We start from the raw sequence: 25087 nt of genomic DNA, 5'->3' as shown, positions 1-25087 counted from the left end.
AGCGGCGGCGCTCCAGCTTGCCCCTCTACCTCTTGCGGGCCTATAGGGCGCGCCATGACCAGCGAACCCTTCCGATCGCAACTGGCGGCCCTTGAAAAGCGCGGCCGCCTGCGCCGTCTGGTGCCGCGCGCCGGGCGCGACTTTGCCTCCAACGACTATCTGGGCCTGGCGTCCGATCCGCTGATCGGTCAGGCGGTGGCGGATGCGGTGGCGCGGGGCGTGCCGGTGGGATCGGGTGGCTCGCGCCTGCTGCGCGGTAATGCGCCCGAGCATGAAGGGCTGGAGGCGAAGGCGGCGGCCTTCTTCCGGACACAGGCGGCGCTGTTTCTCGCCAATGGCTTTGCCGCCAACTGCGCCTTGTTTTCGACATTGCCGCAGCGTGGCGACCTGATCGTCGCGGACGAGCTGATCCACGCCAGCGTCCATGACGGCATCCGCCTGTCCAAGGCCTCCACTGTTTTTGCCCGACATAATGATGTGCAGAGTTTCGCTGACCTGATCACCGCCTGGCGCGAGGAAGGTGGCAAGGGGCGCATCTGGATCGCGGTCGAAACGCTTTATTCGATGGACGGCGACACGGCGCCGCTCGCCGATCTCGCAAAACTGGCCGCGCAGCATGACGGGATGCTGATCCTGGATGAAGCGCATGGAACGGGCGTGTTCGGCCCCAGCGGCCGGGGCCTGTCCGCCGGGTTGGACGGGCTGCATAATGTCGTGACGCTTCACACCTGCGGCAAAGCCATGGGCGTGGAAGGTGCACTGATTTGCGGGCCGCAGATCATCATCGACTATCTGATCAACCGAGCGCGCCCCTTCATCTTCTCCACCGCGCCCTCGCCGCTGATGGCGGTGGCGGCGTCGGCCGCGCTCGACCGGATCGAGCAGGCGGATGACCTGCGCGCGCGGCTGAAGACCTTGTGCGTCGATGCCGCCGAAGTCATCTGCGCGCCGCTGGGCTTGCCTGCGCCGCGCACCCACATCGTCCCTGTGCTGCTTGGCGAAGACCGGCGCACCATGGCCGCCGCCGCCGCGCTGCAGGAGGCAGGCTTCGACGTGCGCGGCATCCGGCCGCCGACGGTCCCGCCCGGCACCAGCCGCCTGCGCATCTCCCTGACATTGAATGTCGGCCGCGCCGATGTGGCGGCTCTTGGCGAAGAACTGCAAAGGGTGATGGCATGACGCGCTTCGTCGTCACCGGGACCGATACGGACATCGGCAAAACAGTCTTCGCTGCCGGGCTCGCGGGCGCCCTTGGCGCTTATTATTGGAAGCCTGTTCAGGCGGGGATCGACCCCGAAGGCGACAAGGAAACGGTCGCACGGCTAGGCGGCATCCCCAATGCGCGCATCCTGCCGGAAGCCTACCGCCTTACCACGCCCGCCTCGCCCCATTTAGCGGCTCGCCTCGACGGGGTTGAAGTCCGCCTCGACAATCTCGCTTTGCCGCAAGTGGACGGCCCGCTGGTCGTGGAAGGCGCAGGCGGCGTGCTGGTGCCCCTCAGCGAAACTTTGCTGATGGCCGATCTCTTCGCCCATTGGCAGCTGCCCGTCATCCTGTGCGCCCGCACTGCGCTCGGTACGATCAACCACAGCCTGCTCAGCATCGAGGCGCTGCGCAGCCGGGGCGTGCCGCTGGTGGGCATCGCGTTCATCGGGGACTCCCATGAGGAGAATGAGCGCATCATCCCCCCACTCGCCAGGGTGCCAAGCCTCGGCCGCCTCCCGCGCCTCGACCCGCTGGATGCCGCCAGCCTGAAGGCTGCTTTCGCCCAGAATATCCGCCTGCCCTGAAGAGGGGCGCAGCCGCTTTTGCACGATTTTCGACAAAGGACATGGACTTGTCGCCCTGCGCCGGGTCAATTGCCATGATCGGATCAAGCAAGGGATGCTTCGATGAAAAATCTTTTGATGAGCGCCGCGATTGGCGCTCTGCTGCTCGCGACCAACGCCGCGCAGGCTGACCAGGCGCCATCGGCCAAGCCGACCTATGGCAGCTACGGCTTTGACGAGAAGGGCATGGACCCGGCCGTCAAGCCGGGCGATGATTTCTACCTTCATGCTAATGGCGGCTGGGCCAAGGCCACGCCGATCCCTGCCGACAAGTCCAACTATGGCGCGTTCAACGTCCTTGACGACCTGTCGCGCGAACGCACCCGAGGCATATTGGAGGAGGCAAGGAAAGACCCCGCCAGCCGGATCGGTCTCGCCTATGCCAGCTATCTGGACGCCCCCACCGTGGAAGCGAAGGGCCTGACCCCCATCACGCCCTGGCTCGCGAAGATCGCGGCGGTGAAGGACAAGGCAGGCTATGCTCGTCTCGCGGCGGAGGCTGCACGAGCCGGTATCGCAGGCCCGTTCACTTTCTATGTGGGACAGGATGACAAGGCGCCCGACACTTACATCCTGAACCTGCGCCAATCGGGCCTAGGCCTGCCGGATCGAGACTTCTATCTACAGCCCGACGAGAAGATGGCGGCAATCCGTACCGCCTATCTCGCGCATCTCGAACAGATGCTGACACTGGCGGGCGCGAGCGACGCAAAGGCGCGCGCCGCTGCCCTGATGGTGTTCGAAACGGAAGTGGCAAAGGTCCACTGGACCCAGGTCGACAGCCGGGACGCGGACAAGACCTACAACCGCATGACACTCGCCGACTTGCAGAAAGCCGCGCCCGGCTTCAACTTCTCGGCCTATTTCGCCGCCAACGGCCTGAAGCCGCAGGCGCTGATCGTCGCGCAGCCGACGGCGATCGCGGGCGAAGCAGCACTGATCGCGCGAACCCCGATAGGCGTGTTGAAAGATGCCCTGTTGCTGCGCAGTCTGCACAGCTACGCCACTTACCTCCCCGACCGGATCGCCGACGCCGACTTCGCCTTCTACGGCACCACTCTATCCGGCACGCCGCAGCGCGAAGAGCGGTGGAAACGCGCCGTCAGCTTCGTCAAGGAGGCGATGGGCGAGGAAGTCGGCAAAATCTATGTCGCCCGCTATTTCCCGCCGGAAACCAAGGCGGCGATGGACCAGCTCGTCAAAAATGTGATCGCCGCCATGGGCCGCCGCATCGACGGCCTCGGCTGGATGAGCGATGGCGCGAAGGCGAGGGCGCACAAGAAGCTGGCCGCCTTCACGCCCAAGATCGGTTATCCCGACAAATGGCGGGATTATAGCGGGGTTACGATCATCGCAGGCGACCTGTTCGGCAACGCGGTGCGATCGAACCAATATGAATTCGACTATCAGATGGGGAAGCTCGGCAAGCCGATCTACCGTTGGGAATGGCAGATGACGCCGATGGAGATCAACGCCTATGCGGACTTCTCCATGGTGGAGATCGTCTTCCCGGCCGCCATCCTCCAGCCGCCCTTCTTCGATCCCCATGCCGATCCGGCGGTGAATTATGGCGGCATCGGCGCGGTAATCGGCCATGAACTTAGCCACCATTTCGACGATCAGGGCGCCAAATATGATGAGACCGGTAAGCTCAACCAGTGGTGGAGCGATGCTGATGTCGCTGCCTTCAAGGCTTTGACCGGCAAGCTGATAAAGCAATATGACGCCTACGAGCCTTTCCCCGGCGCGCATGTGAAGGGCGACTTTACCTTGGGCGAGAATATCGGCGATCTGGCAGGCGTCGCGGTGGCGCTGGACGCCTATCATGCGTCACTCGGCGGCAAGCCCGCGCCGGTGATCGACGGCACCACCGGCGATCAGCGCTTCTTCCTCGGCTGGGCGCAAGTATGGCGGCGCAATTATCGCGAGCCCAACTTGCGCCAGCGGCTGGTCACTGACCCGCATTCGCCGTCGCAATATCGGGCGGATACCGTGCGGAATTTCGATCAATGGTACGCCGCCTTCAACCCGGTGCCCGGCAGCAAGCTCTATCTCGCGCTTCAGGATCGGGTGAGAATCTGGTGAAAAGATGAGCATCAGTAACGATTCTGCCCTGCGATGAACCGTGATGGTGCGAGTGATGAGCTGCGCCGCGCCCGGCCGTCGTCCCTCAAATCTCACGTTTCGCCGGAACACTCTTTAAACCTCGTGCGCTCTTCCACAGCTTTGAGACATCAAATCGCAAGGAGAAGCATGTTGACGGGTTTTCGTTCATCACTGGTTTTGAAGACGGCAATGGCATCGGTCGCTTTGTTGGCAGCGGCTCCAGTTCTGGCTCAGGGCGCCGCAACTCCGGCTACGCCCGCGACGCCTGCCACTCCGGCGGCGCCTTCGGCCGATGCGGGTAAATTTAGCGATGCTGACATCAAGCTGTTTGCGGCTGCTGCGGTCGAAGTGACCAAGATTCAGTCCGACACCAGCATCGCTAATGCGGAAAAGCAGCCCAAGATGCTCGCCGCGTTGCAGGCATCGGGCATCGCTCCAGAAAAGTTCAATGAGATCGGCCAGGCCGCCGCCGCCGACCCGGCGTTGCAGCAGCGTATCCAGGCCGCGGCACCGGCTGCTCCCGCCACCCCGGCGACGCCAGCCGCCCCTGCTGCCCCGGCCACCCCGGCCAAGTAAGCGGGAGCGCCATAATATAGGGGAGGGTGCTTGGCCTGACGCTTGGGCTATTCTAAGCGTCTCGCCATGACCTCCCCTATATGGCACCCCTTCACCCAGCACGGCCTCAACGAACCCATCCCGCATGTCGTTCGTGCGGAAGGCGCCCTGTTGCATCTGGCAGACGGCGGCACGTTGATCGACGCCATCTCCAGTTGGTGGGTGACGACGCATGGCCACTGTCACCCCCGCATCGCCGCTGCCATCGCTCAGCAGGCCGGGCAGCTTGACCAGCTGATCTTTGCAAATTACACGCATGAGCCTGCCGAAGAGGTTGCGCGCGGCCTGATCGAACTCGCCCCCCGCGCGGAAGGGCGCGACCCGCTCGCCCATGTCTTCTATTCCGACAGCGGATCGACCTCCGTCGAAGTCGCGCTGAAGATGGCGCTCGGCTACTGGCACAATCGTGCGCTGGATGGTTTGTCCGCGTCCCGGCATCGCATCCTTGTCCTCGAACATGGCTATCATGGCGACACGATCGGCACGATGTCGGTCGGCGAGCGCGGCGTCTACAATGCCGCATGGACGCCCTTGCTGTTCGACGTTGGCACCATTCCCTTCCCTGCGCCGGGAACGGAGCAACAGACGCTCGACGCGCTGGAAGCGGCTTGCAAGGAGCATCCGGCGGCGTTCATCGTTGAACCTTTGGTGCTGGGTGCTGGCGGGATGCTGATCTACCCGCCTGCCATTTTGCGGCAGATGGCGGAAATCTGCGCCCGACATGATGTTCTCTTCATTGCCGACGAAGTAATGACCGGCTGGGGCCGCACCGGCACAGTCTTCGCTTGCGAGCAGGCGGGCGTCGTGCCGGACATCATGGCCGTCGCCAAAGGGATCACCGGCGGCTCCGTCCCCCTCGCGGCGACACTAGCCACGGCGCGCATTTTTGATGCGCACAAGTCGCAGGACCGGGCGCGGCTTTTCTACCATTCGTCCAGCTACACAGCGAATGCCATCTCCTGCGCGGCGGCCGCGGCCAACATCGCCATCTGGCGCGAAGAGGATGTGCTCGGCCGCATCGCCGCGCTCGAACAGAATATGGCGGAGCGACTCGGCAAGCTGGCGCTTCATCCCGCCTTCGAAAATGCCCGGCAGCTTGGCACGATCGTGGCGATTGACCTGATCGCGCAGGACGCCGGTTATCTGTCCGACCTTGCGCCGCGCCTGCGCGCCTTCTTCCTTGATCGGGGCATATTGGTGCGTCCTTTGGGCAACAGCATCTACCTGATGCCGCCCTTTTGTACGGATGTGGATCAGCTGGATCACATCTTTGCGGCCTTGTCTGACGCGGGCGATGTATTTGGCGTGTCAGCCTGACTTTCATTTTCCGCATTTTGCCGCTATGGCGGCGCGATTTTTGGTTTCCCCAGGATATTATGGCAAAAGAAGAACTGCTTGAAATGCGCGGACAGGTTGTGGAGCTTCTCCCCAACGCCATGTTCCGCGTCCGGCTTGAAAATGATCACGAGATCCTTGGCCACACGGCGGGCAAGATGCGGAAAAACCGCATTCGCGTGCTGGTGGGCGACGAAGTGTTGGTCGAACTGACCCCCTACGACCTGACCAAGGGTCGGATCACTTACCGCTTCAAATAAGCCGCTTTTTCGATGCGGCTCATCCTTGCTTCGGCTTCTCCCAGACGGTGTGAACTTCTGGGTCAGATCGGCGTGCGTCCCGACGCTGTGGACCCCGCCGATCTTGATGAAACCCCTTTGAAAGGCGAATTGCCAGCGACCTATGCTGCGCGCGTGGCCGCTGAAAAGGCTGCGCTGGTGGCCGCCCGCCATCCCGGCGCGCTGGTGCTGTCAGGCGATACGGTCGTCGCGGCAGGCCGCCGCATCCTGCCCAAGGCAGAGACGGAGGGTGAAGCGCGAGCCTGTCTTTCGCTGCTCTCCGGCCGCCGTCACCGCGTGCTGAGCGCTATCACGCTCATCGATGGCGAGGGCAGGGCAAGGCATCGCCTTTCCACCAATATCGTTATCTTCAAACGTCTGGAGCGCGCCGAGATCGACGCCTATATCGCCAGCGAAGAATGGCACGGCAAGGCAGGCGGCTATGCGATTCAGGGCCGTGCCGCCGGGCTGATCCGCGCGATACAGGGCAGCCATAGCGCGATCATGGGCCTGCCCCTTTACGAAACCCGCGCGCTGCTGAAGGCAGCGGGCTACCCATTGGACTAGAGGGATGGCAAGGGAAATGGCACATTTCCCGGCTCGGCAATCCCGACCAACAGGAATATATTATGGCCGAATGGCTCTATGAAGAAGGGATTGGCGAGGCCCGCGCCGCGTTGATCGAAAAGGGCCGTTTGGTCGAGGCACAGATCGAGCGTGAGGGCGATGGCGCCCGCGCCGGTGCGGTCATGCAGGGCAAGCTCGTCCGGACCATCATCCCCAAGAAGCGCGGCATCGCCCGCCTGATCTCGGGCGAGGAAGTGCTGGTCGAACCCATCCCGCCAAAAACCGCAGAGGGTGCGACCGTTCTCCTCGAAATCCTGCGAGAAGCCATCCCGGAGGAAGGCCGCCCCAAGCTGGCCAAGGCCCGCATCGCCCAGCCGGGCTCCAAGGTGCATCCGGCTCCCAGCCTCCTCCAGCGCCTGCGCGCCACGGGCCTGCCCATCACCCCATGCCCGGCCCATGGCGAGGATCGCTTCGAAGCCCATGGCTGGAGCGAACTGATGGAAGAGGCGATGTCCGGGGAAATCGGCACGGAGGAAGCGGCGCTTCGCATCTTCCCGACGCCCGCGATGATCCTTATCGACGTAGACGGATCGCTGCCGCCCGCGAAGCTCGGCCCCAAGGGCGCGAAACTGGCGGCGCAGGCGATCCGACGCATGGGGCTGACCGGGTCGATCGGCGTCGATCTGCCCACCATGAACAATAAGGATGAGCGCGCCGTCGCCTCCGCGCAGATCGACAAATATCTGCCGCTTCCCTTCGAACGCACGGCGGTGAACGGCTTCGGCTTCGTCCAGGTCATCCGCCGCCGCGAGCGGATGAACCTCATGGAGTTGTTGCGGGCTGATCCGATCGAAACGGCGGCTCTCGCATTGCTCCGCCGTGCCGAACGGGAAGGCAATGGCGGGCCGGTGACGATCACCGCCGCGCCCCCCATCATCGACCGCTTGCACAAGACAACCGACTGGCTGGAGCAACTCGCCCGCCGACGCGGCGGCGCCGTCAGCTTGAAGGCGGACCCGGCCCTTGCCATATCGGCGGGCCATGTCGCCTAAATCATCCTCCTGCCCGATCTGCGGCCAGCCAGCGCATCCCGACACGCGGCCCTTCTGCGGAAAGGCCTGCCGCGACCGTGACCTGCTGCAATGGCTGGGCGAAGGCTATCGCGTCCCCGGAACCCCCGCCGCCGACGAGATGAAAAAAAGCGACGATGATGGGGTGGACAACCCCCCGGATTGATGCCTATAGGCACGCCTCTCAACGCCGCCGGTGGTCCTCCCCGGCGCTCGTGCCCGGGTAGCTCAGTTGGTAGAGCATGCGACTGAAAATCGCAGTGTCGGCGGTTCGACTCCGTCCCCGGGCACCATTTGTTCTCAAAGCCCTGAAATCGTTAGAAAATCGTCTCAAAAACGGTCTTCTAACCCTCGCTCCCCCACAGTTCTGCTACACAGTCGAGTAGCGGAGAGTGCTGAAAAGCCTTGGAAATCAAGGGCTGTGGGTTCCAAGAACTGCTACACAAAGCTGCTACACAAACTGCCATCAGGCATGTGTTTGCGGGGTGGCCAGTTCTATCTTCGACGCCGTGTTCCACACGATATTCAGCAGTACATGGGCCGAGCCGAAATTTGGCGCTCACTGCGGACAGACAGCCTGAAATGTGCTGTTCGTCGCTTCCCCCTGATCGCCTCTCAAATCGAAGCCGAGATCGAAGGCGCGAGGCTACGAGTGGGATTAACCGTCGATCAGATGTTGCTCGGGACGGTTGGCCCGTCCGCTCCGATAGGGCAGCAAATGCAAGTGCCACCGACCCCGATGAGGGTTTCGGCGGAGCAGCCCGCCATAGCGTCTCAAACGCCGCTCCTGACCTTTGGTGAGGTCTATGACCGTTATATCAACGATCCGACACGAGGTTGGTCCATTCGGACGCGGAACTCATACGACACCTGTCGCAAGGTAGCCGTGGCCATCATCGGTGCTGATCTGCCAATTCGAGATTTTGCCCGGGCGCATTGCCGAGATTTCATAGAGACGCTGCGTTTTCTGCCGAAGAACGCGAACAAGCGCTTCCCGCGCCTCTCCCCTCGACAGGCGGCGGAGAAGGCCCGAGAGGGGCAATTGGACAATCTCATTAGCTCGGCCAATGTGAACGCATATCTCACCGATCTGTCGAGCTTCTTGAACTGGGCTGTTCAGGAAGAATATCTCGACCGGAATCCTGCCCGTGGGCTGCGGCTGCCCGACGAGGTGTCGAAGCGCGACAAGCGCTTCCCCTTTTCTCCGGCTCAGTTGAAGAAGATTTTCAACGCGCCGCTCTATCGAGGGTGCGCCGACGGAGAGCGCGGGTATTTCCTTCCGGGGAACGAGCATCCGCAAAACGCTCGGTTCTGGATCCCGCTCATCGCTCTCCACACGGGGATGCGCCTCAATGAAATCTGTCAACTGGATGTGACCGATGTGCGAGAGATAGACGGCGTCCAGTGCTTCGTGGTGAGCGAAGTGTCATTGGTCGGCAGCACGGATAAGCAATTAAAGACAAGGTCCAGCGAACGGGTCGTTCCCGTTCATTCAAATTTCGCTGATTTCGGCCTGTTCCATTTTGTTGATAGGCGTCGCCGAGCGGGAGAGAAGAAGCTATTTGGAGAAATAGCACCGGGACCGAGAGGTGTCCGGGCCGTGGCATTCTCCAAGTGGTTCACGCTGTTCACGCGAAAAGCGGGAGCCGCACAGGATCGAACCTGCTTCCACAGCTTCCGGCATAATTTCCGCGACGAATTGAGGGCAGCCCGGATCGACCACGATGTCGCGTTAGCGATTGGCGGCTGGACAAATGGCTCTTCGACGAAGAGCAACGCATCGGAAAATTATGGCAGAGGTCATGGAGTGAAGGTGCTTAATGAGGCGATTTGTCGACTCGCCTTTGAAGGAGTTGATCTCTCCCATCTGACCCGTGCCGACACAGGTTGAGGCCTATGGCTGCCTTGCTTCTGTTACTGAAGGCTCATAGCGAGATTTCTCACGGTCGTGCCCCCTGTAACAATCTCTGTCTGGCTGCCTGATATTCCTCATCCGTGATTAGTTCATCATCGAACATCTGTTTCCATTTCCTCAGTTCATCCGCGACAGAAAACGGATGAAGTGCTTCGCGGCCCATTATACGACCGACTTTGGGTTTCTCTGGAATCCTTCGACTCATAGAATTAATAGCTTCACGAACTGCGTGCAAACGCCGATCTAGCGGGCGAACCCATAAAAATTCTGTCGCAAGTATACAGAACACTAGGGCAGCCGTCCCCCCGAGCGACATTAGAAAATAAGTCTCTCTCTCTTTGAAATCTTGTTGAGAGGTTTGATATTTTCCTAGTGCGGTTTGGAAATCATTATAATCTGAATGCCATGCATCTCCCCGCAATGCCTGTTGCAGGGGTGTTTCGTTGAGATATTCAGCATATTTCGGGTCGTTATATGGGTCAGGGAACTGATGGATGCTGGTCGCCTCGCGATAGAAATACGCCGCAGCGATCAGAAGTCCGACTAGGGAAACCAATGCCCCGATTTGAAGCATCCGAGAGGTGACCTTGATGTTCGCCGTATTGCCGCCTTTTAGACCTGCTGCCAGCCCGAAGAGCAAAACCAGAACGGGTATTAAGCCGACGCCGCTGAAACATGCGCCAACCATGAGAAGCGCCATGGTCAACAATTTGAAGTTATCGACTCCGCTGGAGAAGTCCGACTGCCGATATTCATCTGTCACGATCACCCCCATGGCCCTGAAGTGGCACCGCTTAATGCAGGAGCGGCACGTCGCACAATGATGTTTTGTCGCCTTTAAAGCCGTATAGATTAGTTGTTCCCGAAATCCTTAACTGTGGGGGAGCGAGGGTTAGAAGACCGTTTTTGAGACGATTTTCTAACGATTTCAGGGCTTTGAGAACAAATGGTGCCCGGGGACGGAGACTGCCCCGGGTCATTTTCGGGTTCTTGGGCGTCGTCGTTGTTTTCCATGGGGTTTCCTTTGTCGCGGGTTCGATTCCCGGGGACGGCATCGAACCGGCTCCACTATGTCGCGGCTGTGCTATAATCTGGCTGGATCATGCGCGGAGGCTCCGAGATCGTGATTGAGCATGAGGAACGGTTCGGTAATGGGCATGACGATGATTGCCCGATCTGCCGAGGTGAGATGTCGGACGAGTTCGTCGCCATGATCCAGCAGGCGGCGGCGCAGCCGGGACCCTCGATGACCGCCGAGGAGTTCATCGCGCGGCTGCGTGACATCGACGCCAGATCGCCTCACCCCGATTGAGATCAGGCCGATTGGGCGGTCATCTGCTGCTTCAGCCGGTGGACGGTGCCGACGCCAACCTTGAGCTTCTTTGCCGTGGCATTGATGCTCACGCCCTTCATGAGCGAGCGCCTGATCTTCTCGGCCTTGTCCGGGTCGAGGCGGGGGCGGCCACCTTTCTTGCTGCTGCGGGCCAGACCGGCCCTCACCCTTTCGGAGATCATGGCCCGCTCGAACTCGGCGAAGACGCCCAACATCTGGAACATGGCCTTGCCCGAAGGCGTGGAGGTGTCGAGGGCTTGGACATGGAGATAGAGATCGACGCCGCGGGCATCGAGATCGCCCAGCATGGTGATGAGATGTTGGAGGGACCGTCCCAGACGGCAGACCGACCATGCCGCCAGCATGTCGAACTCGCGCCGGGCGATCCCTTTCAACATCGCGTCGAGGCCGGGGCGCTTCTCGCGTCCGCGTGCGCCGCTGATCCCCTGATCGGTGAAGTGGGCGACGATCTCCCAGCCCATGCGCTCGGCCATCAGGTGGAGATCGCGAAGCTGGTTTTCGGTGGTCTGGGAGTCCTGAGAGACACGGGTATAAAGGGCTACGCGCTTGGTCATTCCAGAACCCTCTCACAGTTCTGGAATGCGTCAAGTAGTTCTTTTAGTTCGATTATTTCTCATTTCCGTGAGAGCGTCGAGTCTCACTGAGGGAGGCATCTATGTCGAAGACGGCGATCAAGAACGCGATCAACCACACCATCGGCTACATCGAAGACCTCGGCGGCGGGAAGCAGAAGGCGCTCGACGCCAGCTACCACACGCTGGGCTATTATGATCCCACCACCAACAGCACCAAGGACGCCACGCACCGGACCATCGCCAAGGGCAATGTCCTGTCCGGGCTGATCTACGATCGGCGATAGGCGCGGGCGATCAGATTGCCAGCCTACATAAGGTCTCATCGATGGCGCTGAGCGGCAGGCGCTCAATGAGGGCGCACTTATCTTCCCGGTCGATGGGAAGCCATCGCAGGCAGGCAGGGTGATCGCCGACGATGGCGATGTAGGCGGGTGATCCGTGTTCCCCGGCATACCAGTGGGGGATGATCAGCATGAGGCCGAAGTCGGCGGTGGCGGCTTCGAAGCAGGCGTGCTCCTCGATCCGTTCGACCGAACATCTGACGCCATCGATGTCGAAGCTCTGCTCGTCGCCGGTCAGCATGAGATCGATGAGGCCGAGACATTCAGTGAGGGGGATCGGCGTGGGCATACCGATATTTAGGACGCTACTCGCCGATCTTCGACGCTGACGCGAAGTGGAGGCTGAGGAGAGTGCCGCTCCCATGATGAGGCGGCTCGAACCGGACCTCAATATGGGTAGCACCGGCAGCGATCATCTGCGGCAGCGCCCAGAAGGCATCGGCAGGAAGATAAGCCATCAGGGAGCAGCCACTCTTGCGCAGGTTCACCAGCATTAGGAACGGATTGTTGGTGACCGGGGTTCGCTCATCTCGTGAGAAGGATCGTTCGCAGACCAGAGATATATCGATCTGTCGGTCGAGGTGCTGCTTCAACCGGAGGCTGATCTGCTCGATGCGCCCCACGATGTCGAGGGTGGCCTCGTCCCCCATCGGGCGGTCACGCTCGGCATCCTCTGAGATGTAGTAGCTCTGCTCAACCGCCTCGATCTTGGCGATCAGCATGCTGGGCTCGGGTCGAGGCGGTTTCTTTCGGGGCATGACCTGTCAGGCAGCGCCCCTCACTTGCGAGGCTTACCGGCATCGCTGCGCTTCGTTCGCCAACGCCCGTCATCGTTCCTAGAGCGGGTTTGCCCAGCAGTGGGGCCAGTCTTGACCTTCGGACCGTCATTTTTCCGGTCATTCCCATTGTTATCGAACAATCCCATGGCCGACACCTCCTTGTCTGTCCAAGGTAGGAAAGCGGTCAGCCTCGACAACACAGGGCAGGTGGTCAGGTTACCTGACGCTCAACCGGACGAAGGCTTCAAGTCGGCGTCGGGCAAGAGCTTAGCCCTCCAGACGCGATGAAGAGATTCACGGTCGGCTCGCAGCCCCTGCTGTTTTTCCACCCATGCTTCGAGGTGGGTCTTCTTCTTCGCAGCCATTGCCACCTTCTGGCGGCGAACCTTGTTGAGATAGGCCTCAGCCTTTGCCGCTCGTCGCCCCTCTACTCGGGCGGCAGCCCAAGCCTTGGCCAGCTTCTCCTCAGGGGTGAGCGGCTTCTTATCGATCTGCTTCGGCTTCACCTTGACCGCCGTTGGCTTCTTTACCGGCTGAGCCTTCTTTGCCGACGATTTCTTTCGCCGACGGGACTGATGCCCAAGAGCCCCACGCCTCGCCAATTCTCTCTTTTCCTCAGGCGTGAGGTCCCGGATGACGGTGATCACCCGGTCAGGTTCGACAAAATCTCGATACTGCTGAGCCCGCGCAGGGTCGGGTTGGTAGAGTCCGCCATTTGCCCAATCCAGTCGCGACATCACCATCCCCCTTGACGCCGAACCATCATTACGCAGCCGGTTCCAAAATCAACCATTTTTGGAACGGTGAAAATCGGGATGCCGGATCGACCGAAACGCTGGGCTTTTTTGGACGTCATTTCCGACCAGTTATTGGAGCGCCCGGATGTGTCCCTTCGCGGCTCTCGTCGGGCGGTGCCCGAATGGTCATGGAGAAGTATGAGGGCATCGAGGAGCCGAGATGTTCCAGTCGAGATGAAACTTGCCTCCTTGATGATGAACAGGGAGACGGCTTGGCATCGCCAGATGTCGAGCCATTGAACCTGTTCGCGGTGGGCGCAGGCGGGACCGCGTAGCGGGACCGTCACGGCCGACGCATCAACTGACCATCAGATCATCCACATCCATCCAGCGGTGCCGCGCAGGCGCGTCCCCGGCCCTTGCCATTCCCTCGATCCTTGCTGGCGCGGCAAGCCGCCCCATCAAGCATCGATCCAATAGCTACGGGCATGTCGGTGGTGTCGAAGTAGAGAAGCTCGATCCCCGATGTCCGCATGAAAAACCCTATATCTTTAGAGAGTTATTTGAGGACAAACATAAGAGCCGCGAAAGGACATGCCTCCGCTACGTGGCTTTGGGCAGCATCGCAGCAGCGACGCGGTGCTCGGCGATAGCGGAATACTTGCGCGTAGCCTCCACCCCGATGGAACGACGACCGGTTTGAAGGGCCGCCACACAGGTGCTGCCGCTTCCCACGAAAGGATCGAACACTATTTCCCCCTCATTCGAATAGGTGCGGATCAGATATTCGAGCAGAGGCAGCGGCTTTTGAAAAGGATGAAGGCCACGCTTATCCTTCGGGCAATAGAGGGTGCTGCGCGGATTGTTGGTTGTCCCCTCGTATTGCCGACCCGGATTATGCTTGATGTTGCGGAGGTAGGCGGAGTGCTTTCCCTTGCTGACAACCAGCATACCGGCAGACCTCTGCCCCAGCGCATTATAGGTGTAGCGGCGATTGGTGCGGTTCGCGCTGATGGTAGTGCCGAGGCTGAACACCAAGATGTCCTCATGCTGCTTCAAGGGGAGATTGCGAGCTTGGAAGGCTTGCGTGGCACGGTTCTTCAGCCAGACAAGATCATATTTGAAAAGATCGCTAGCTTCGCAGACCAGCCTCGACGTGAAGGGCTGCGACCCGAACAGGATGATCGTTCCGGTAGGCTTGACGATGCGCCGGAACTCCGTCCAAAGAGCCGTGAGGTCGATTTTCGGATCGATATCCAAACCCGTGGTATTGTAAGGCGGATCGGCCAAAATCAGGTCAACGCTGCCGTCAGCCATCGACTTCATCACCTCGAAACAATCCGCGTGGCGCAGGTCCGGCGCGAAAGTCTCGGCAGGCGCGGGCTCACCGACGATGCGTGCGCGAACATCCGTGATCACGGAAGGCGGCATGTCGTTGGCGGGCACCGGCAGCGGGAGAGACTTCTTCTGCTTTTGGCCCGGCTTGGAACTCTTCACAGGACGGCTGAGCGTTACGAGGTTATCAGCGCCGATCTTCTCACTGCTGTTCGGAGCGCGCAACCGCCAGCGCGCGGGTTCCACCGTCGCTTCGATCCTGTCCGGGAAGGTGGCGGTGAGCTTTTCCATCCGCTTGTAAACGGTGCCGAAGGCCACACCGTGGTCGGACACGATGAGCGCCTTGCGAATGGCGTGAGCGCTCTGCCATTCCGCGGTGAGAGCGTCGAGAAACACTTGATCGGCAATGCCGGTGCGCACGTTGGTAGCGACCGGGGCAACCTCGGGTGCGGGAACATCAAGGGCATCGTTAGCAGCAGCGAGCGGCTCCTTCCGAGGCATCTCTCCAATAAGAGAACGCAAGGCGGTCTGCCAACGTGCGAACTCGGTCTCGGCTGCCTCGGCGCGGTCATTGGCCGCCGAAATCTGAGCGGCAATCGTCGCGCCAAGCTGTTCAAGGATAATCTGGATCGGTTCGACGGAAAGGTTGATCTGTTCCATTGGCGGTAAGCTCCTCATGAAGTGATGAGGCTTTTTCTCACCTAACCGCGTTCGGCTCATTCTCGTTTTGGACAAGCTCCCCACGCTGTTTTTTCAGACCAAATCGTCGCACTTCAATTTATGCCGAGCATGTTTTGGACAAGCTCCGCAGTTCAAGCCTTCGTTAAGAGCGCGCAGCTACTTCCAGCGCATGACCGAACTTGATCGACTGCGCAGAGAACTCGCGGAACGCTGGCTCGCAAAGCATGGTGAGGATGGATTGCGAAGGGCGCTGGGAACCTTGCGCGGCAATGTTAAGATGATTCGCGCCAAGCGCCATAAATCGCTTGAATGGGCGCAAAAAATGGAAGCTCACCTCGACGCTGCCAGACGCGAAATCGGAGAGCACGCTAAGCGCCCCGTCGAGTTGTGCAAATGGCTTAACGACCACCACATCCATTCATCCCAACGCGGCCGGTTCATCCCAGCGACGCTCGATATCGAACTCTATGGTGTCGCTGATCGATACGCCGAAGACCTCGTGCTGGAATGCCGCACCAAAATGTCAGCACGCGCGATGTCGGCAGATTTCAGTCTGAGGGGTGATGATCAATCAACGCTTGAATCCGAAGCCATCGAGAAACTCGTGCCGGTTGTGGCGTTAGTCTATCGCCTACAAGGCATGACCGTCCCCTCGGAAAGCGATCTGCGCGAAGGTGCAAAATCGAAGGTCATTGATATTGCTCAGAGCCAACGGGAGTCGAGATATGATCCCATGCTGGCCCGCGAATGCTTTCTAACTGACGACGAACTTGACCTCATGGCTCCGGCATTTCGTGAAGATGATGGTTTTTGGAAGATGGTTGAGAAGATGGCCAGAGACATTCCGTAATTGCTCCAACCATTCCCTAAGAAAACTAAAACAATTCTGTATATCTAACCAACGATTTTTGAATAATATTTCAAATTTTCTATAAATCAGTGATAAATATTAAAATCACTGAGGTGGAATATGGCTTGGAAGCATTATAGTGTGTGGAATTCGGGGACTGTCGCGATCATTGATGGAAATAATACATCAAGAGATGCCCGGTTTGAAATCGGTGTGATTGAGACTGGTAGGCAGCGTGTCTTTCACCGCTTCTACCTCAGGCTGACATTGCCGGATGGTGAAACGATACTGGGTGAAGACCCATACAATGTTTACACTGCTGTGCTCGATGCGAATGAGCAGCTTGAGGCGCGAAACTCTCAGATGACGGCCGCAGCGGTCGAACCCGGATTTTATGAAAGCGGCCTAAGCCACAATTCGGGCTACGGATACCTGCCCGGCTTCGATGTCGCGATCCATATGATGGATATGCCACCCTCAGGGCACCTTGATAATGATGAGGGCGATGCATTCGTCGAGGGGCTGATCCGGGAGGCCGTCGATGGTATGTTTAAACCAGCCGCGTCGAATGTTGAACGGCCAGCATTACGCTGACATCCTCCCTGCCTGTCCGCAGCAAAGGTTACCTCACCGCGCTTGCTCGGCTGAGGAGGGCTTGCAGCAATCCGTCCGAAGGTCCTTCATCTTTAACGATGCCATCCGGGGCGTTACGGAAAAGAGCCGACAGAATAATCTGTCTCTCGGCATCGGTGGCCGCATTTTCATGCTTGAGCGCTAGGTATGTTGTGGTCATCACCGCCCGCTCTTCGGCGTCATTCCGCAGATGGTGTTCGCTCAGGTAGAGCTTCATCAGCACCCGGCCAATCCAGAACGCTAGCGTCGAAAGAACCGTCAAGCCACCCGTGACAACCAAATAGAGGGCAATTGGCTGTTGCTGGCCTGCCGGGACCGTGTGGTTCAGCAGAAAATTGCCCGCCATGGAAAAAACGCCCCCCATCACGATCGCTGTTGCGATGAAATAGAACATTAGGCCAGACCGCAACGATTGCTCCTTGGTCCCGTGAGCCGACGCCTTCGTGGTCCAGTATTCTACAGGCGCTTGCAGTCCCATGGATTCGCGATAGGTGGCCTCAACAGCCCTGATGCTGTTGACCGCGTCGGTTGCTCCCGCTGCCCAGAAACTGCGCGAAGTATCCCATCGTTTCTGGCGAATTCGCAGGGCGCTCGCCGCAATCGCCTTAGCTCTTCCCATCAGGGCTAGCGCCTCACTCGCTCGCGCCTGCTCGGATTTCTCCACCCGGTCGATGGCTGAACGCAGGGAGTTCCGGTAGCGCTCCCGCTCCTGCTTCAAGAGCGAGGTTAAGGCAGAGGGATCGATCATGTCGGGTAGGGCCGTCAAGATCGCTCCCAACAATTGTTCGGGAGCTTTCGCGGCGCGTAGATCGACCATCTGTTTGCTGAATGCGTAAGCAAACGCAGCCGCAGGCTCCCCGGCGCGATCCCGGATGTCCAAAATCAGCTTTCCCCCCGGACTTTCCGAATAATGCAGCGGACCTCCAAGGCCCAATTTCGCAAGCGTCTCAGCAGCCGAGGAAATCGGGTTCCCACGGGAACTCAAGGCCGCAAGTGTGTTGGCGATGACATCGAGTTGGTCCTGCACATTCGCGGACACGCCGGAGAGGTCGGTTGCTCCGTCCCCACGGACAAGCCATGCCCACTGGGCGCGTTCCGACCCGAACCATTTTTGTAACCCGTCCCAGTCGCGAAAAATCAGGGGTGGTGCCTTGGTGTCAAATTCCAGCGCCGCCTGCTCAGTGTCCGACATAGCCAACCCCCTGTTCATTGCCCCCAGCGAAACTCGCCACCCGTTTAGCAGGCATGGGCGGCGGCGCATCCCGTAATGGTGCTCTTCTGTTTAAATGAATCGGCCACGCACGCGCCGTTGCCTCGCTGAACTATGCTGATTAAGCGTCATGCTCGGGCGCAGCGCAACGTCGCTGCGGTTGAGTTTCGAAGGTTGGGGGGCAAAAGAGTGGCGGTCAAAAAGTCGCAGATTTACAGTTCGTTGTGGAAAAGTTGCGACGCGCTGCGGGGCGGCATGGATGCCTCGCAATATAAGGATTACGTCCTCACCCTGCTGTTCCTCAAATATGTGTCCGACCGCTCCCTGAGCGATCCCAATGCCCAGATCGAGGTGCTGGAAGGGTGTCACTTCTCCGACATGGTGAAGCTCAAGGGCACCAAGGACATCGGCGAGGAGATCGACAAGATCATCGCCAAAGTGGCCGAAACCAACGGCCTTGGCGGCGTGATCGACAATGCCAAGTTCAACGATCCCACCAAGCTGGGTGACGGTAAGGACATGGTGGATCGCCTGTCCAAGCTGATGGAGATTTTCAGCCGCCCGGAACTCGATTTCCGTAAAAACCGGGCTGAGGGCGACGACATTCTTGGCGATGCCTATGAATATCTGATGCGCCACTTTGCCAGCGAGAGCGGCAAATCGAAGGGACAGTTTTATACCCCGTCGGAGGTCTCACGGATCATGGCGAAGGCCGTCGGGATCAACCGTGCAACCACCCGCCAGCATACCATCTATGATCCCACCTGCGGTTCGGGCTCCTTGCTGCTTAAGGCCAACGATGCCGCGCCGGATGGCCTGTCGATCTATGGGCAGGAAAAGGATGTCGCCACGTTCGCGCTCGCGCGGATGAATATGGTGATCCATAATAGCGCGGATGCCGAGCTTTGGCGTGAGAACACTCTGACCAAGCCCTACCACAAGGGACCGGACGGCAAGCTCAAGCAGTTCGATTTCATCGTCGCAAATCCGCCGTTTTCGGACAAGGCATGGTCCACGGGCCTCGATCCTGATCATGATGAGTTCGGACGCTTCGCCTATGGCACGCCCCCGGCGAAGAATGGCGATTACGCCTATCTCCTCCATGTGCTGGCCTCGATGAAATCAACCGGCAAGGCCGTGGTCGTCATGCCGCATGGCGTGTTGTTTCGGGGCAATGCCGAAGCCGACATTCGCCGCGAACTGCTCAAGCGCGGTTACATCAAGGGCATCATCGGCCTGCCCGCCAACCTGTTTTATGGCACCGGCATTCCCGCCTGCCTCATCGTGCTCGACAAGGAACACGCCTCAGCCCGTAAGGGCATTTTCATGATCGACGCCTCAAAGGGCTTCGTAAAGGACGGGAACAAGAACCGCCTGCGCGAGCAGGATGTTCACAAGATCGTCGATGTCTTCCAGCGCTCGATCGAGATCGATGGCTATTCCCGCATGGTTCCCATGGCGGAAATCAGCAAGAACGAGGGCAACCTTAACATCCCGCGCTATATCGACGGATCGGAAGCCGAAGACCTGCAAGACATCGAAGCGCACCTCAAAGGCGGAATCCCAGCCCGCGATGTCGATGCCTTGCAAGATTATTGGGCGGTCATGCCGGGACTGCGCGATGACCTGTTCGGCCCGGGTGATCGCCCCGGATACCTTAGTGCCAAGGTCGAGCCGACCGAGGTGCGCGCCACGATCCATGCCCATCCCGAGTTCGAGGCATTCGCCGACACGGTGCAGGGAATCTTCGCGGATTGGCGTGATGCCAATATCGAGGTGATGCGCGGGTTCGATCAGGGCGATCACCCGGCTGACCTGATCCACACCTTGTCGGAAGACCTGCTTGCCCGGTTCCGCGAATCCCCGCTGATCGATGCCTATGACGCCTATCAGCACATCATGGCTTACTGGGCCGAAGTGATGCAGGACGATGCCTATCAGATCACGGCGGAGGGTTGGCCGGTGGCCAAGGTGCTGCGCGAACTGGTGAAGGACGCCGATGGTAAGTTCACCGAGGAGCCCGATCTGGTGCTGGGTAGTGGCCGCAGCGCCAAGCGGCTCAAGGCCGAATTGATCCCGCCCGCACTGATCGTTGCTCGCTATTTCGCCAAGGAGCAGGCCGAAATTGAGGCGTTGGAAGCCAAGGCCGAGGAACTCGGACGGCTGATCGAGGAACTCGAAGAGGAGCATTCTGGCGAAGATGGCCTTCTGGCAGAAGCCAAATCCGATACCGAAAAGCTGACCGCCGCCAGCGTGAAAGCAAGGCTCAAGGTCATCAAGAACGACTCCGACGCGAAGGATGAGAGGGCTGCCTTGCTGCAGTGGTCGGCCTTGTCCACTGATCAGGCCGAGGCGGCACGCGCGGGCAAGGACGCACAGGTGGTGCTCAATGCCAAGGTGGCGGCGCAATATCCCAGATTGTCAGATGTAGATGCCAAGGCGCTGGTGGTTGAGGATAAGTGGATTGCTTCACTAGAAAGTGCGATTGAGGGTGAAGTGGACCGCGTGGCGCAGATGCTGACTGCTCGGCTCAAGACGCTAACCGAGCGCTATGCATCGCCATTGCCTGCGTTGTCGGATCACATCGCAGACCTAGAGGCCAAAGTCTCTAAGCACCTTGCCGCTATGGGATTTGTGGCATGACTGGCGAGGGAGCCATTTGCGTAGACGCCCTTCCAGATGACTGGAAAGAGGCTACAATTGCCGAACATTTCGATTTCAAAAATGGGCTAAACAAAGCCAAACAATTCTTTGGCTATGGCACGCCGATCGTAAACTATATGGATGTCTATCGGCAACCTTGGCTCTTGCCGTCCCATGTCACTGGCAAGGTTTCCGTTACTCGAGGTGAGCAACAGGCTTATTCTGTAAAGCAGTATGATGCCTTTTTTACGCGAACCTCCGAGACCGTTGCGGAGATTGGCATGTGTTCGGTCCTGATGGGGCCGATTGAGAGCGCTGTCTTTAGCGGGTTTGTGCTAAGAGCGCGCCCATCAAGTGACCGGCTACTGCCCGGTTTTGTGGCGTTTGCCTTTCGGAGCCGGAAAGTTCGTCAGCAGATCGAATCGTCTGCGACCTATACGACGCGTGCCCTAACCAACGGGAGGTTGTTGTCGGCGGTAAGCTTTGCTCTTCCGCCAGTGCACGAGCAACAACACATCACCGCTGCGCTAAAAGATATCGACGATCTCATCGCCTCGGTCGACGTGCTGATTGCCAAGAAACGCGACATCAAGCAGGCCGCGATGCAGCAGCTGTTGACCGGCAAGCTCCGGCTTCCCGGTTTTACGGGGGTTTGGGAGACCGTCGAATTGGGCAGTTTGTGCTCGATGAAGAGTGGCACCGGCATTACCAGCAGGAGTATTTTCGAAGACGGTCCCTTTCCTGTTTACGGTGCCAACGGCCTGCGAGGCTTCACTGGCAGCAAAACGCACAATGGTGTGTTTCCCTTGATCGGTCGAGTTGGCGCGCTGTGTGGAAATATTCAGATTGCCAGAGGTGATTTTTTCGCTTCTGAACACGCTATTGTCGCTGAACCGAGGGCGAGGACCGACCCAGAATGGCTGGCTCTTGCTTTAACACGACTAGGTCTTAATCGGCTGTCCGAAGCATCCGCTCAACCCGTTTTGACGGTTGGGAAGCTCGGCGTGCTGCGCCTCTTGGCTCCAACAGATCACTTGGAGCAGAGGGCAATCAGTAGAGCAATCTTGTCCATGGATGACGAACTAAAGCAGTTGCGCAGCAAGATGGGAAAGTTGCGCGATATTCGGGAGGGCATGACGCAGCAACTCCTCACCGGACGGATCAGACTGGTATGAGCACAGTCGGCCAGATCGAGCGCGCGACCCAGAACCGCGTGGTCAAGCTGTTCCGCGAAACGCTGGGCTACGACTATCTGGGGGACTGGCACGATCGGCAGGGCAACCGGAATATCGAGGAAGAATACCTCCGCGCGTGGCTCAAAGGCCAATATGACGACACTCTGATCTCCCGCGCCATCGCGGAATTGCAGCGCGTGGCCGGGGATCAGTCCCGCATCGCATACGATGTGAATCGCTCGGTCTACGAACGACTTCGATATGGCGTGAAGGTCTCAACCGGGGTGGGTGAGAACTACCAGACAGTTCGCCTAATCGACTGGGCCAATCCTGCGGCCAACCACTTCGCCATCGCCGAAGAGGTCACCGTCACCGGGGCCGATGCCAAGAGCAGCACCAAGCGCCCGGACATCGTGCTCTATGTGAACGGGATCGCACTGGGTGTGCTCGAACTCAAGCGTTCGACCGTTTCGGTGGCCGAAGGAATCCGGCAAAACCTCGATAACCAGAAGGCGATGTTCATCCGCCCCTTCTTCTCGACCATGCAGCTTGTCATGGCGGGCAACGACACCGAGGGGCTGCGCTATGGCACCACGGAAACCCGCGAAAAATATTACCTGCAATGGAAGGAGCCGGAGGAAGCCCCCGACCTGCCTGCCAGCCCACTCGACCGCGAACTCATCCATGTCTGCCGCAAGGATCGTCTGCTCGAACTGATCCACGATTTCATCGTGTTCGATGCGGGCACGAAAAAGACCTGCCGCCACAACCAGTATTTCGGTGTGCGCGCCGCACAGGAGAAAATCCGCACCCGGCAGGGTGGGATCATCTGGCACACGCAAGGCTCGGGTAAGAGCCTCACCATGGTCTGGCTGGCCAAGTGGATACGCGAGAATATTCAGGACTCCCGCGTCCTCATCATCACCGATCGCACCGAACTCGATGAGCAGATCGAGAAGGTCTTCAAGGGCGTAGATGAGGACATCCACCGCAGCAAAAGCGGTGCGGACCTGATAGCTCGCCTCAACGATACCGGCCCATGGCTGCTCGGTTCGCTGGTCCACAAGTTCGGCGGCAAGGAAGATGCCGAGGCGGATGTGGAAGGCTTCATCGAGGAGGTCAGTCAGTCATTGCCCCCCGGCTTTTCGCCCAAAGGCGACATCTATGTCTTCGTCGATGAGTGCCACCGCACCCAATCGGGCGAACTGCACAAGGCGATGAAGGCAATCCTGCCCAACGCCATGTTCATCGGCTTCACGGGCACGCCGCTACTCAAGGATGACAAGGCCACCAGCCTTGAGGTGTTCGGTCCCTACATCCACACCTACCGCTTCGATGAGGCGGTGGAGGACGGCGTGGTGCTCGATCTGCGCTACGAAGCCCGCGACATCGATCAGGACATCACTTCTCCCCACAAGATCGATCAGTGGTTCGAGGCCAAGACGAAGGGCCTGAGCGATCTCGCCAAGGCGCAGTTGAAGCAGCGCTGGGGGACGATGAAAGCGGTATTATCCAGCCAGTCTCGCCTCGAAAAGATCGTCGCCGACATCCTGATGGACATGGAATTGAAGGACCGGCTCGCGAGCGGTCGCGGCAATGCTATGCTGGTTTCGGGCAGCATCTACGAGGCGTGCAAGTTCTACGAACTGTTCGAGAAGACGCCGCTGAAGGACAAGTGCGCGATCATCACCAGCTATAAGCCCAGCAAAAGCGATGTGAAGGGTGAAGGCGACGGAGAGGGGCTGACCGAGCGGCTGCGCAAATACGAAATCTACAACCGCATGCTGGGCGGCAAAGAGCCTGAGGATTTCGAGAAGGAGGTAAAGAAGCGCTTCATCGAATCCCCCGGGCAGATGAAGCTCCTGATCGTGGTCGATAAGCTGCTGACCGGTTTCGACGCGCCGTCGGCCACCTACCTCTACATCGACAAGAAGATGCAGGATCACGGCCTGTTCCAAGCGATCTGCCGGGTGAATAGGCTCGACGGCGATGACAAAGAATATGGCCAGATCATCGACTACAAGGACCTATTCCGCAGCCTTGAGGGTGCGATCACCGATTACACCTCGGGCGCATTCGAGGGTTACGACAAGGCCGATGTCGAAGGGCTGTTGGAGAACCGGCTGCAAAAGGCGCAGCAGCGCTTGACCGAGGTTCTCGAATCCATTCGCGCCCTGTGCGAGCCGGTGGCACCACCGCGCGACACCCCGGCTTACCTCCACTTCTTCTGCGCCGCCGATACCTCCGACAAGGAGGCGCTTAAGGAGAATGAGCCCAAGCGTCTAGCTCTCTACAAGCTGACCGCTTCGCTGATACGGGCCTACGCCGACATCGCGAACGATCTCGATGAGGCCGGTTATGATGCATCGAGCGCGGCAGCGTTGAAGGCCGAGGTTGAGCACTTTGAGAAAGTCCGCAGCGAGGTGAAACTCGCCAGCGGCGATTACATCGATCTCAAGATGTTCGAACCCGCCATGCGGCACCTGATCGATACCTACATCCGCGCCGAAGATAGTGAGGTAGTTTCCGCATTCGACGACATGTCGTTGGTCGAACTGATCGTTGAGCGCGGTGCCGATGCGCTTGATGCCTTGCCCGAAGGCATCAAGCGCAACCAAGATGCCTCTTCGGAGACGATCGAGAACAATGTCCGCAAGCTCATTATCGATGAGACCCCGGTGAATCCCAAATATTATGAGCAGATGTCGGACCTGCTCGATGCCTTGGTAGAACAGCGCAAGGCGGATGCCATCAGCTACGCCGATTATCTGGCCAAGATCGTTGAGTTGGCGAAGAAGGTCCACAGCCCCGAGGGCAGCGGCACCTATCCAGTGGCGATCAACAGCGCGGCAAAGCGGGCTCTTTTCGACAACCTCGGCAAGGATGAATCGCTGGCCGTGGCGGTCGATGATGACATTCGCCGCACGAAGAAGGCCGATTGGCGGGGCAACATCTTTAAAGAGCGGGAGGTGCGGCGCGCGATCGCCCGTCACATCACCGATCCGGCGCTCGTCGAGATCATCTTCGATCTGGCGCACAAGCAGCATGAATACTGAGCA

At 59.4% G+C, this 25087-nt stretch carries 25 protein-coding genes and 1 tRNA gene; 18 read left to right on the top strand and 8 right to left on the bottom strand.

Annotated features, from left to right (window positions below; genetic code table 11):
• The first annotated feature begins 54 nt into the window (after positions 1 to 54).
• From ACZ5ZH_RS10410 to ACZ5ZH_RS10360, 11 genes are all read left to right on the top strand, one after another.
• Positions 55 to 1179: an 8-amino-7-oxononanoate synthase gene (locus ACZ5ZH_RS10410; RefSeq protein ID WP_460986938.1), complete on the top strand. Its 1125-nt coding sequence runs from the start codon at positions 55 to 57 to the stop codon at positions 1177 to 1179.
• Complete coding sequence (gene bioD / locus ACZ5ZH_RS10405; protein WP_460986937.1) at positions 1176 to 1790, top strand: dethiobiotin synthase; 615 nt, start codon at positions 1176 to 1178, stop codon at positions 1788 to 1790. The genes ACZ5ZH_RS10410 and bioD overlap by 4 nt, the downstream gene beginning before the upstream one ends.
• Before the next feature lie 102 nt (positions 1791 to 1892).
• A complete protein-coding gene (locus tag ACZ5ZH_RS10400) occupies positions 1893 to 3914 on the top strand; it encodes a M13 family metallopeptidase (RefSeq protein ID WP_464771459.1) in 2022 nt (673 codons plus the stop codon).
• 168 nt (positions 3915 to 4082) lie between these two features.
• Positions 4083 to 4511 (top strand): DUF4168 domain-containing protein, encoded by a 429-nt coding sequence (locus tag ACZ5ZH_RS10395; RefSeq protein ID WP_460986935.1) that lies wholly within the window; start codon positions 4083 to 4085, stop codon positions 4509 to 4511.
• A 66-nt stretch (positions 4512 to 4577) separates the two neighbouring features.
• On the top strand, positions 4578 to 5867 hold the full coding sequence (locus ACZ5ZH_RS10390; protein WP_460986934.1) for an adenosylmethionine--8-amino-7-oxononanoate transaminase: 1290 nt from the start codon (positions 4578 to 4580) through the stop codon (positions 5865 to 5867).
• Positions 5868 to 5926: 59 nt separating this feature from the next.
• Positions 5927 to 6145, top strand: a complete 219-nt coding sequence (gene infA / locus ACZ5ZH_RS10385; RefSeq protein WP_003049127.1) for a translation initiation factor IF-1 — start codon at positions 5927 to 5929, stop codon at positions 6143 to 6145.
• A gap of 12 nt (positions 6146 to 6157) precedes the next feature.
• A complete protein-coding gene (locus ACZ5ZH_RS10380) occupies positions 6158 to 6730 on the top strand; it encodes a Maf family protein (RefSeq protein WP_460986933.1) in 573 nt (190 codons plus the stop codon).
• A gap of 62 nt (positions 6731 to 6792) precedes the next feature.
• Positions 6793 to 7782 carry a ribonuclease gene (locus tag ACZ5ZH_RS10375; protein WP_464771457.1) on the top strand — a complete coding sequence of 330 codons (990 nt, stop codon included), beginning with the start codon at positions 6793 to 6795 and terminating at the stop codon, positions 7780 to 7782.
• Positions 7772 to 7966, top strand: a complete 195-nt coding sequence (locus ACZ5ZH_RS10370; protein ID WP_464771456.1) for a DNA gyrase inhibitor YacG — start codon at positions 7772 to 7774, stop codon at positions 7964 to 7966. Before ACZ5ZH_RS10375 ends, ACZ5ZH_RS10370 begins: the two co-directional genes overlap by 11 nt.
• 51 nt (positions 7967 to 8017) lie before the next feature.
• A tRNA-Phe gene (locus tag ACZ5ZH_RS10365) sits at positions 8018 to 8093 on the top strand.
• A 242-nt stretch (positions 8094 to 8335) separates the two neighbouring features.
• Positions 8336 to 9691, top strand: a complete 1356-nt coding sequence (locus tag ACZ5ZH_RS10360) for a tyrosine-type recombinase/integrase (RefSeq protein WP_464775178.1) — start codon at positions 8336 to 8338, stop codon at positions 9689 to 9691.
• 49 nt (positions 9692 to 9740) lie between these two features.
• Here ACZ5ZH_RS10360 and ACZ5ZH_RS10355 read toward each other — a convergent pair whose 3' ends face one another.
• Positions 9741 to 10478, bottom strand: coding sequence for an SHOCT domain-containing protein (locus tag ACZ5ZH_RS10355; RefSeq protein ID WP_464771454.1), 738 nt, complete (start codon positions 10476 to 10478; stop codon positions 9741 to 9743).
• Positions 10479 to 10817: 339 nt separating this feature from the next.
• Between ACZ5ZH_RS10355 and ACZ5ZH_RS10350 the strand changes: the two genes are divergently transcribed.
• Positions 10818 to 11027 (top strand): hypothetical protein, encoded by a 210-nt coding sequence (locus ACZ5ZH_RS10350; protein WP_464771435.1) that lies wholly within the window; start codon positions 10818 to 10820, stop codon positions 11025 to 11027.
• 2 nt (positions 11028 to 11029) lie between these two features.
• Here ACZ5ZH_RS10350 and ACZ5ZH_RS10345 read toward each other — a convergent pair whose 3' ends face one another.
• Positions 11030 to 11623, bottom strand: coding sequence for a recombinase family protein (locus ACZ5ZH_RS10345; protein WP_464771436.1), 594 nt, complete (start codon positions 11621 to 11623; stop codon positions 11030 to 11032).
• 101 nt (positions 11624 to 11724) lie between these two features.
• Between ACZ5ZH_RS10345 and ACZ5ZH_RS10340 the strand changes: the two genes are divergently transcribed.
• Positions 11725 to 11928 (top strand): hypothetical protein, encoded by a 204-nt coding sequence (locus ACZ5ZH_RS10340; protein ID WP_464771437.1) that lies wholly within the window; start codon positions 11725 to 11727, stop codon positions 11926 to 11928.
• 10 nt (positions 11929 to 11938) lie between these two features.
• On the opposite strand, the gene ACZ5ZH_RS10335 is transcribed toward ACZ5ZH_RS10340, so the two are convergent.
• The 5 genes from ACZ5ZH_RS10335 to ACZ5ZH_RS10315 form a co-directional block, all read right to left on the bottom strand.
• Positions 11939 to 12274, bottom strand: coding sequence for a hypothetical protein (locus tag ACZ5ZH_RS10335; protein WP_464771438.1), 336 nt, complete (start codon positions 12272 to 12274; stop codon positions 11939 to 11941).
• Between the two features lie 16 nt (positions 12275 to 12290).
• On the bottom strand, positions 12291 to 12707 hold the full coding sequence (locus tag ACZ5ZH_RS10330) for a hypothetical protein (protein ID WP_464771439.1): 417 nt from the start codon (positions 12705 to 12707) through the stop codon (positions 12291 to 12293).
• Positions 12708 to 12991: 284 nt separating this feature from the next.
• Positions 12992 to 13501: a hypothetical protein gene (locus ACZ5ZH_RS10325; protein ID WP_464775176.1), complete on the bottom strand. Its 510-nt coding sequence runs from the start codon at positions 13499 to 13501 to the stop codon at positions 12992 to 12994.
• 373 nt (positions 13502 to 13874) lie between these two features.
• Positions 13875 to 14036 (bottom strand): hypothetical protein, encoded by a 162-nt coding sequence (locus ACZ5ZH_RS10320; protein ID WP_464771453.1) that lies wholly within the window; start codon positions 14034 to 14036, stop codon positions 13875 to 13877.
• A 68-nt stretch (positions 14037 to 14104) separates the two neighbouring features.
• On the bottom strand, positions 14105 to 15496 hold the full coding sequence (locus ACZ5ZH_RS10315; protein WP_464771452.1) for a DNA-methyltransferase: 1392 nt from the start codon (positions 15494 to 15496) through the stop codon (positions 14105 to 14107).
• Between the two features lie 190 nt (positions 15497 to 15686).
• Here ACZ5ZH_RS10315 and ACZ5ZH_RS10310 point away from each other — a divergent pair, with 190 nt between their 5' ends.
• Together ACZ5ZH_RS10310 and ACZ5ZH_RS10305 are read left to right on the top strand one after the other, a co-directional pair.
• Positions 15687 to 16367: a hypothetical protein gene (locus tag ACZ5ZH_RS10310; RefSeq protein ID WP_464771451.1), complete on the top strand. Its 681-nt coding sequence runs from the start codon at positions 15687 to 15689 to the stop codon at positions 16365 to 16367.
• A 120-nt stretch (positions 16368 to 16487) separates the two neighbouring features.
• The gene (locus tag ACZ5ZH_RS10305; protein ID WP_464771450.1) at positions 16488 to 16961 is read left to right on the top strand and encodes a hypothetical protein; all 474 of its coding nucleotides are present in this window, start codon (positions 16488 to 16490) and stop codon (positions 16959 to 16961) included.
• A 28-nt stretch (positions 16962 to 16989) separates the two neighbouring features.
• On the opposite strand, the gene ACZ5ZH_RS10300 is transcribed toward ACZ5ZH_RS10305, so the two are convergent.
• Entirely contained in the window at positions 16990 to 18192 is a 1203-nt protein-coding gene (locus ACZ5ZH_RS10300; protein WP_464771449.1) for a DUF6161 domain-containing protein, read from the bottom strand.
• Between the two features lie 207 nt (positions 18193 to 18399).
• Between ACZ5ZH_RS10300 and ACZ5ZH_RS10295 the strand changes: the two genes are divergently transcribed.
• From ACZ5ZH_RS10295 to ACZ5ZH_RS10285, 3 genes are read left to right on the top strand one after another with little or no spacing between them, the layout of a single operon-like run.
• Positions 18400 to 20853: a type I restriction-modification system subunit M gene (locus ACZ5ZH_RS10295; protein WP_464771448.1), complete on the top strand. Its 2454-nt coding sequence runs from the start codon at positions 18400 to 18402 to the stop codon at positions 20851 to 20853.
• Entirely contained in the window at positions 20850 to 22028 is a 1179-nt protein-coding gene (locus ACZ5ZH_RS10290) for a restriction endonuclease subunit S (protein ID WP_464771447.1), read from the top strand. The genes ACZ5ZH_RS10295 and ACZ5ZH_RS10290 overlap by 4 nt, the downstream gene beginning before the upstream one ends.
• Positions 22025 to 25084: a type I restriction endonuclease subunit R gene (locus ACZ5ZH_RS10285; RefSeq protein ID WP_464771446.1), complete on the top strand. Its 3060-nt coding sequence runs from the start codon at positions 22025 to 22027 to the stop codon at positions 25082 to 25084. The genes ACZ5ZH_RS10290 and ACZ5ZH_RS10285 overlap by 4 nt, the downstream gene beginning before the upstream one ends.
• The last annotated feature ends 3 nt before the right edge of the window (positions 25085 to 25087 follow it).

The sequence above is a fragment of the Sphingobium sp. TomMM7A genome (genome assembly GCF_055397305.1).
Note: the sequence above shows the minus strand (reverse complement) of the source record. Positions and strands in the feature narration are given on the sequence as shown.

Bases quoted from the DNA above. Each gene is read 5' to 3' on its own strand.
- ACZ5ZH_RS10410 (WP_460986938.1), top strand. From the start codon at position 55: ATGACCAGCGAACCCTTCCGATCGCAACTGGCGGCCCTTGAAAAGCGC.
- bioD (WP_460986937.1), top strand. From the start codon at position 1,176: ATGACGCGCTTCGTCGTCACCGGGACCGATACGGACATCGGCAAAACA.
- ACZ5ZH_RS10400 (WP_464771459.1), top strand. From the start codon at position 1,893: ATGAAAAATCTTTTGATGAGCGCCGCGATTGGCGCTCTGCTGCTCGCG.
- ACZ5ZH_RS10395 (WP_460986935.1), top strand. From the start codon at position 4,083: ATGTTGACGGGTTTTCGTTCATCACTGGTTTTGAAGACGGCAATGGCA.
- ACZ5ZH_RS10390 (WP_460986934.1), top strand. From the start codon at position 4,578: ATGACCTCCCCTATATGGCACCCCTTCACCCAGCACGGCCTCAACGAA.
- infA (WP_003049127.1), top strand. From the start codon at position 5,927: ATGGCAAAAGAAGAACTGCTTGAAATGCGCGGACAGGTTGTGGAGCTT.
- ACZ5ZH_RS10380 (WP_460986933.1), top strand. From the start codon at position 6,158: ATGCGGCTCATCCTTGCTTCGGCTTCTCCCAGACGGTGTGAACTTCTG.
- ACZ5ZH_RS10375 (WP_464771457.1), top strand. From the start codon at position 6,793: ATGGCCGAATGGCTCTATGAAGAAGGGATTGGCGAGGCCCGCGCCGCG.
- ACZ5ZH_RS10370 (WP_464771456.1), top strand. From the start codon at position 7,772: ATGTCGCCTAAATCATCCTCCTGCCCGATCTGCGGCCAGCCAGCGCAT.
- ACZ5ZH_RS10360 (WP_464775178.1), top strand. From the start codon at position 8,336: ATGGGCCGAGCCGAAATTTGGCGCTCACTGCGGACAGACAGCCTGAAA.
- ACZ5ZH_RS10350 (WP_464771435.1), top strand. From the start codon at position 10,818: ATGCGCGGAGGCTCCGAGATCGTGATTGAGCATGAGGAACGGTTCGGT.
- ACZ5ZH_RS10345 (WP_464771436.1), bottom strand. From the start codon at position 11,623: ATGACCAAGCGCGTAGCCCTTTATACCCGTGTCTCTCAGGACTCCCAG.
- ACZ5ZH_RS10340 (WP_464771437.1), top strand. From the start codon at position 11,725: ATGTCGAAGACGGCGATCAAGAACGCGATCAACCACACCATCGGCTAC.
- ACZ5ZH_RS10335 (WP_464771438.1), bottom strand. From the start codon at position 12,274: ATGCCCACGCCGATCCCCCTCACTGAATGTCTCGGCCTCATCGATCTC.
- ACZ5ZH_RS10330 (WP_464771439.1), bottom strand. From the start codon at position 12,707: ATGCTGATCGCCAAGATCGAGGCGGTTGAGCAGAGCTACTACATCTCA.
- ACZ5ZH_RS10325 (WP_464775176.1), bottom strand. From the start codon at position 13,501: ATGTCGCGACTGGATTGGGCAAATGGCGGACTCTACCAACCCGACCCT.
- ACZ5ZH_RS10320 (WP_464771453.1), bottom strand. From the start codon at position 14,036: ATGCGGACATCGGGGATCGAGCTTCTCTACTTCGACACCACCGACATG.
- ACZ5ZH_RS10315 (WP_464771452.1), bottom strand. From the start codon at position 15,496: ATGGAACAGATCAACCTTTCCGTCGAACCGATCCAGATTATCCTTGAA.
- ACZ5ZH_RS10310 (WP_464771451.1), top strand. From the start codon at position 15,687: ATGACCGAACTTGATCGACTGCGCAGAGAACTCGCGGAACGCTGGCTC.
- ACZ5ZH_RS10305 (WP_464771450.1), top strand. From the start codon at position 16,488: ATGGCTTGGAAGCATTATAGTGTGTGGAATTCGGGGACTGTCGCGATC.
- ACZ5ZH_RS10300 (WP_464771449.1), bottom strand. From the start codon at position 18,192: ATGTCGGACACTGAGCAGGCGGCGCTGGAATTTGACACCAAGGCACCA.
- ACZ5ZH_RS10290 (WP_464771447.1), top strand. From the start codon at position 20,850: ATGACTGGCGAGGGAGCCATTTGCGTAGACGCCCTTCCAGATGACTGG.
- ACZ5ZH_RS10285 (WP_464771446.1), top strand. From the start codon at position 22,025: ATGAGCACAGTCGGCCAGATCGAGCGCGCGACCCAGAACCGCGTGGTC.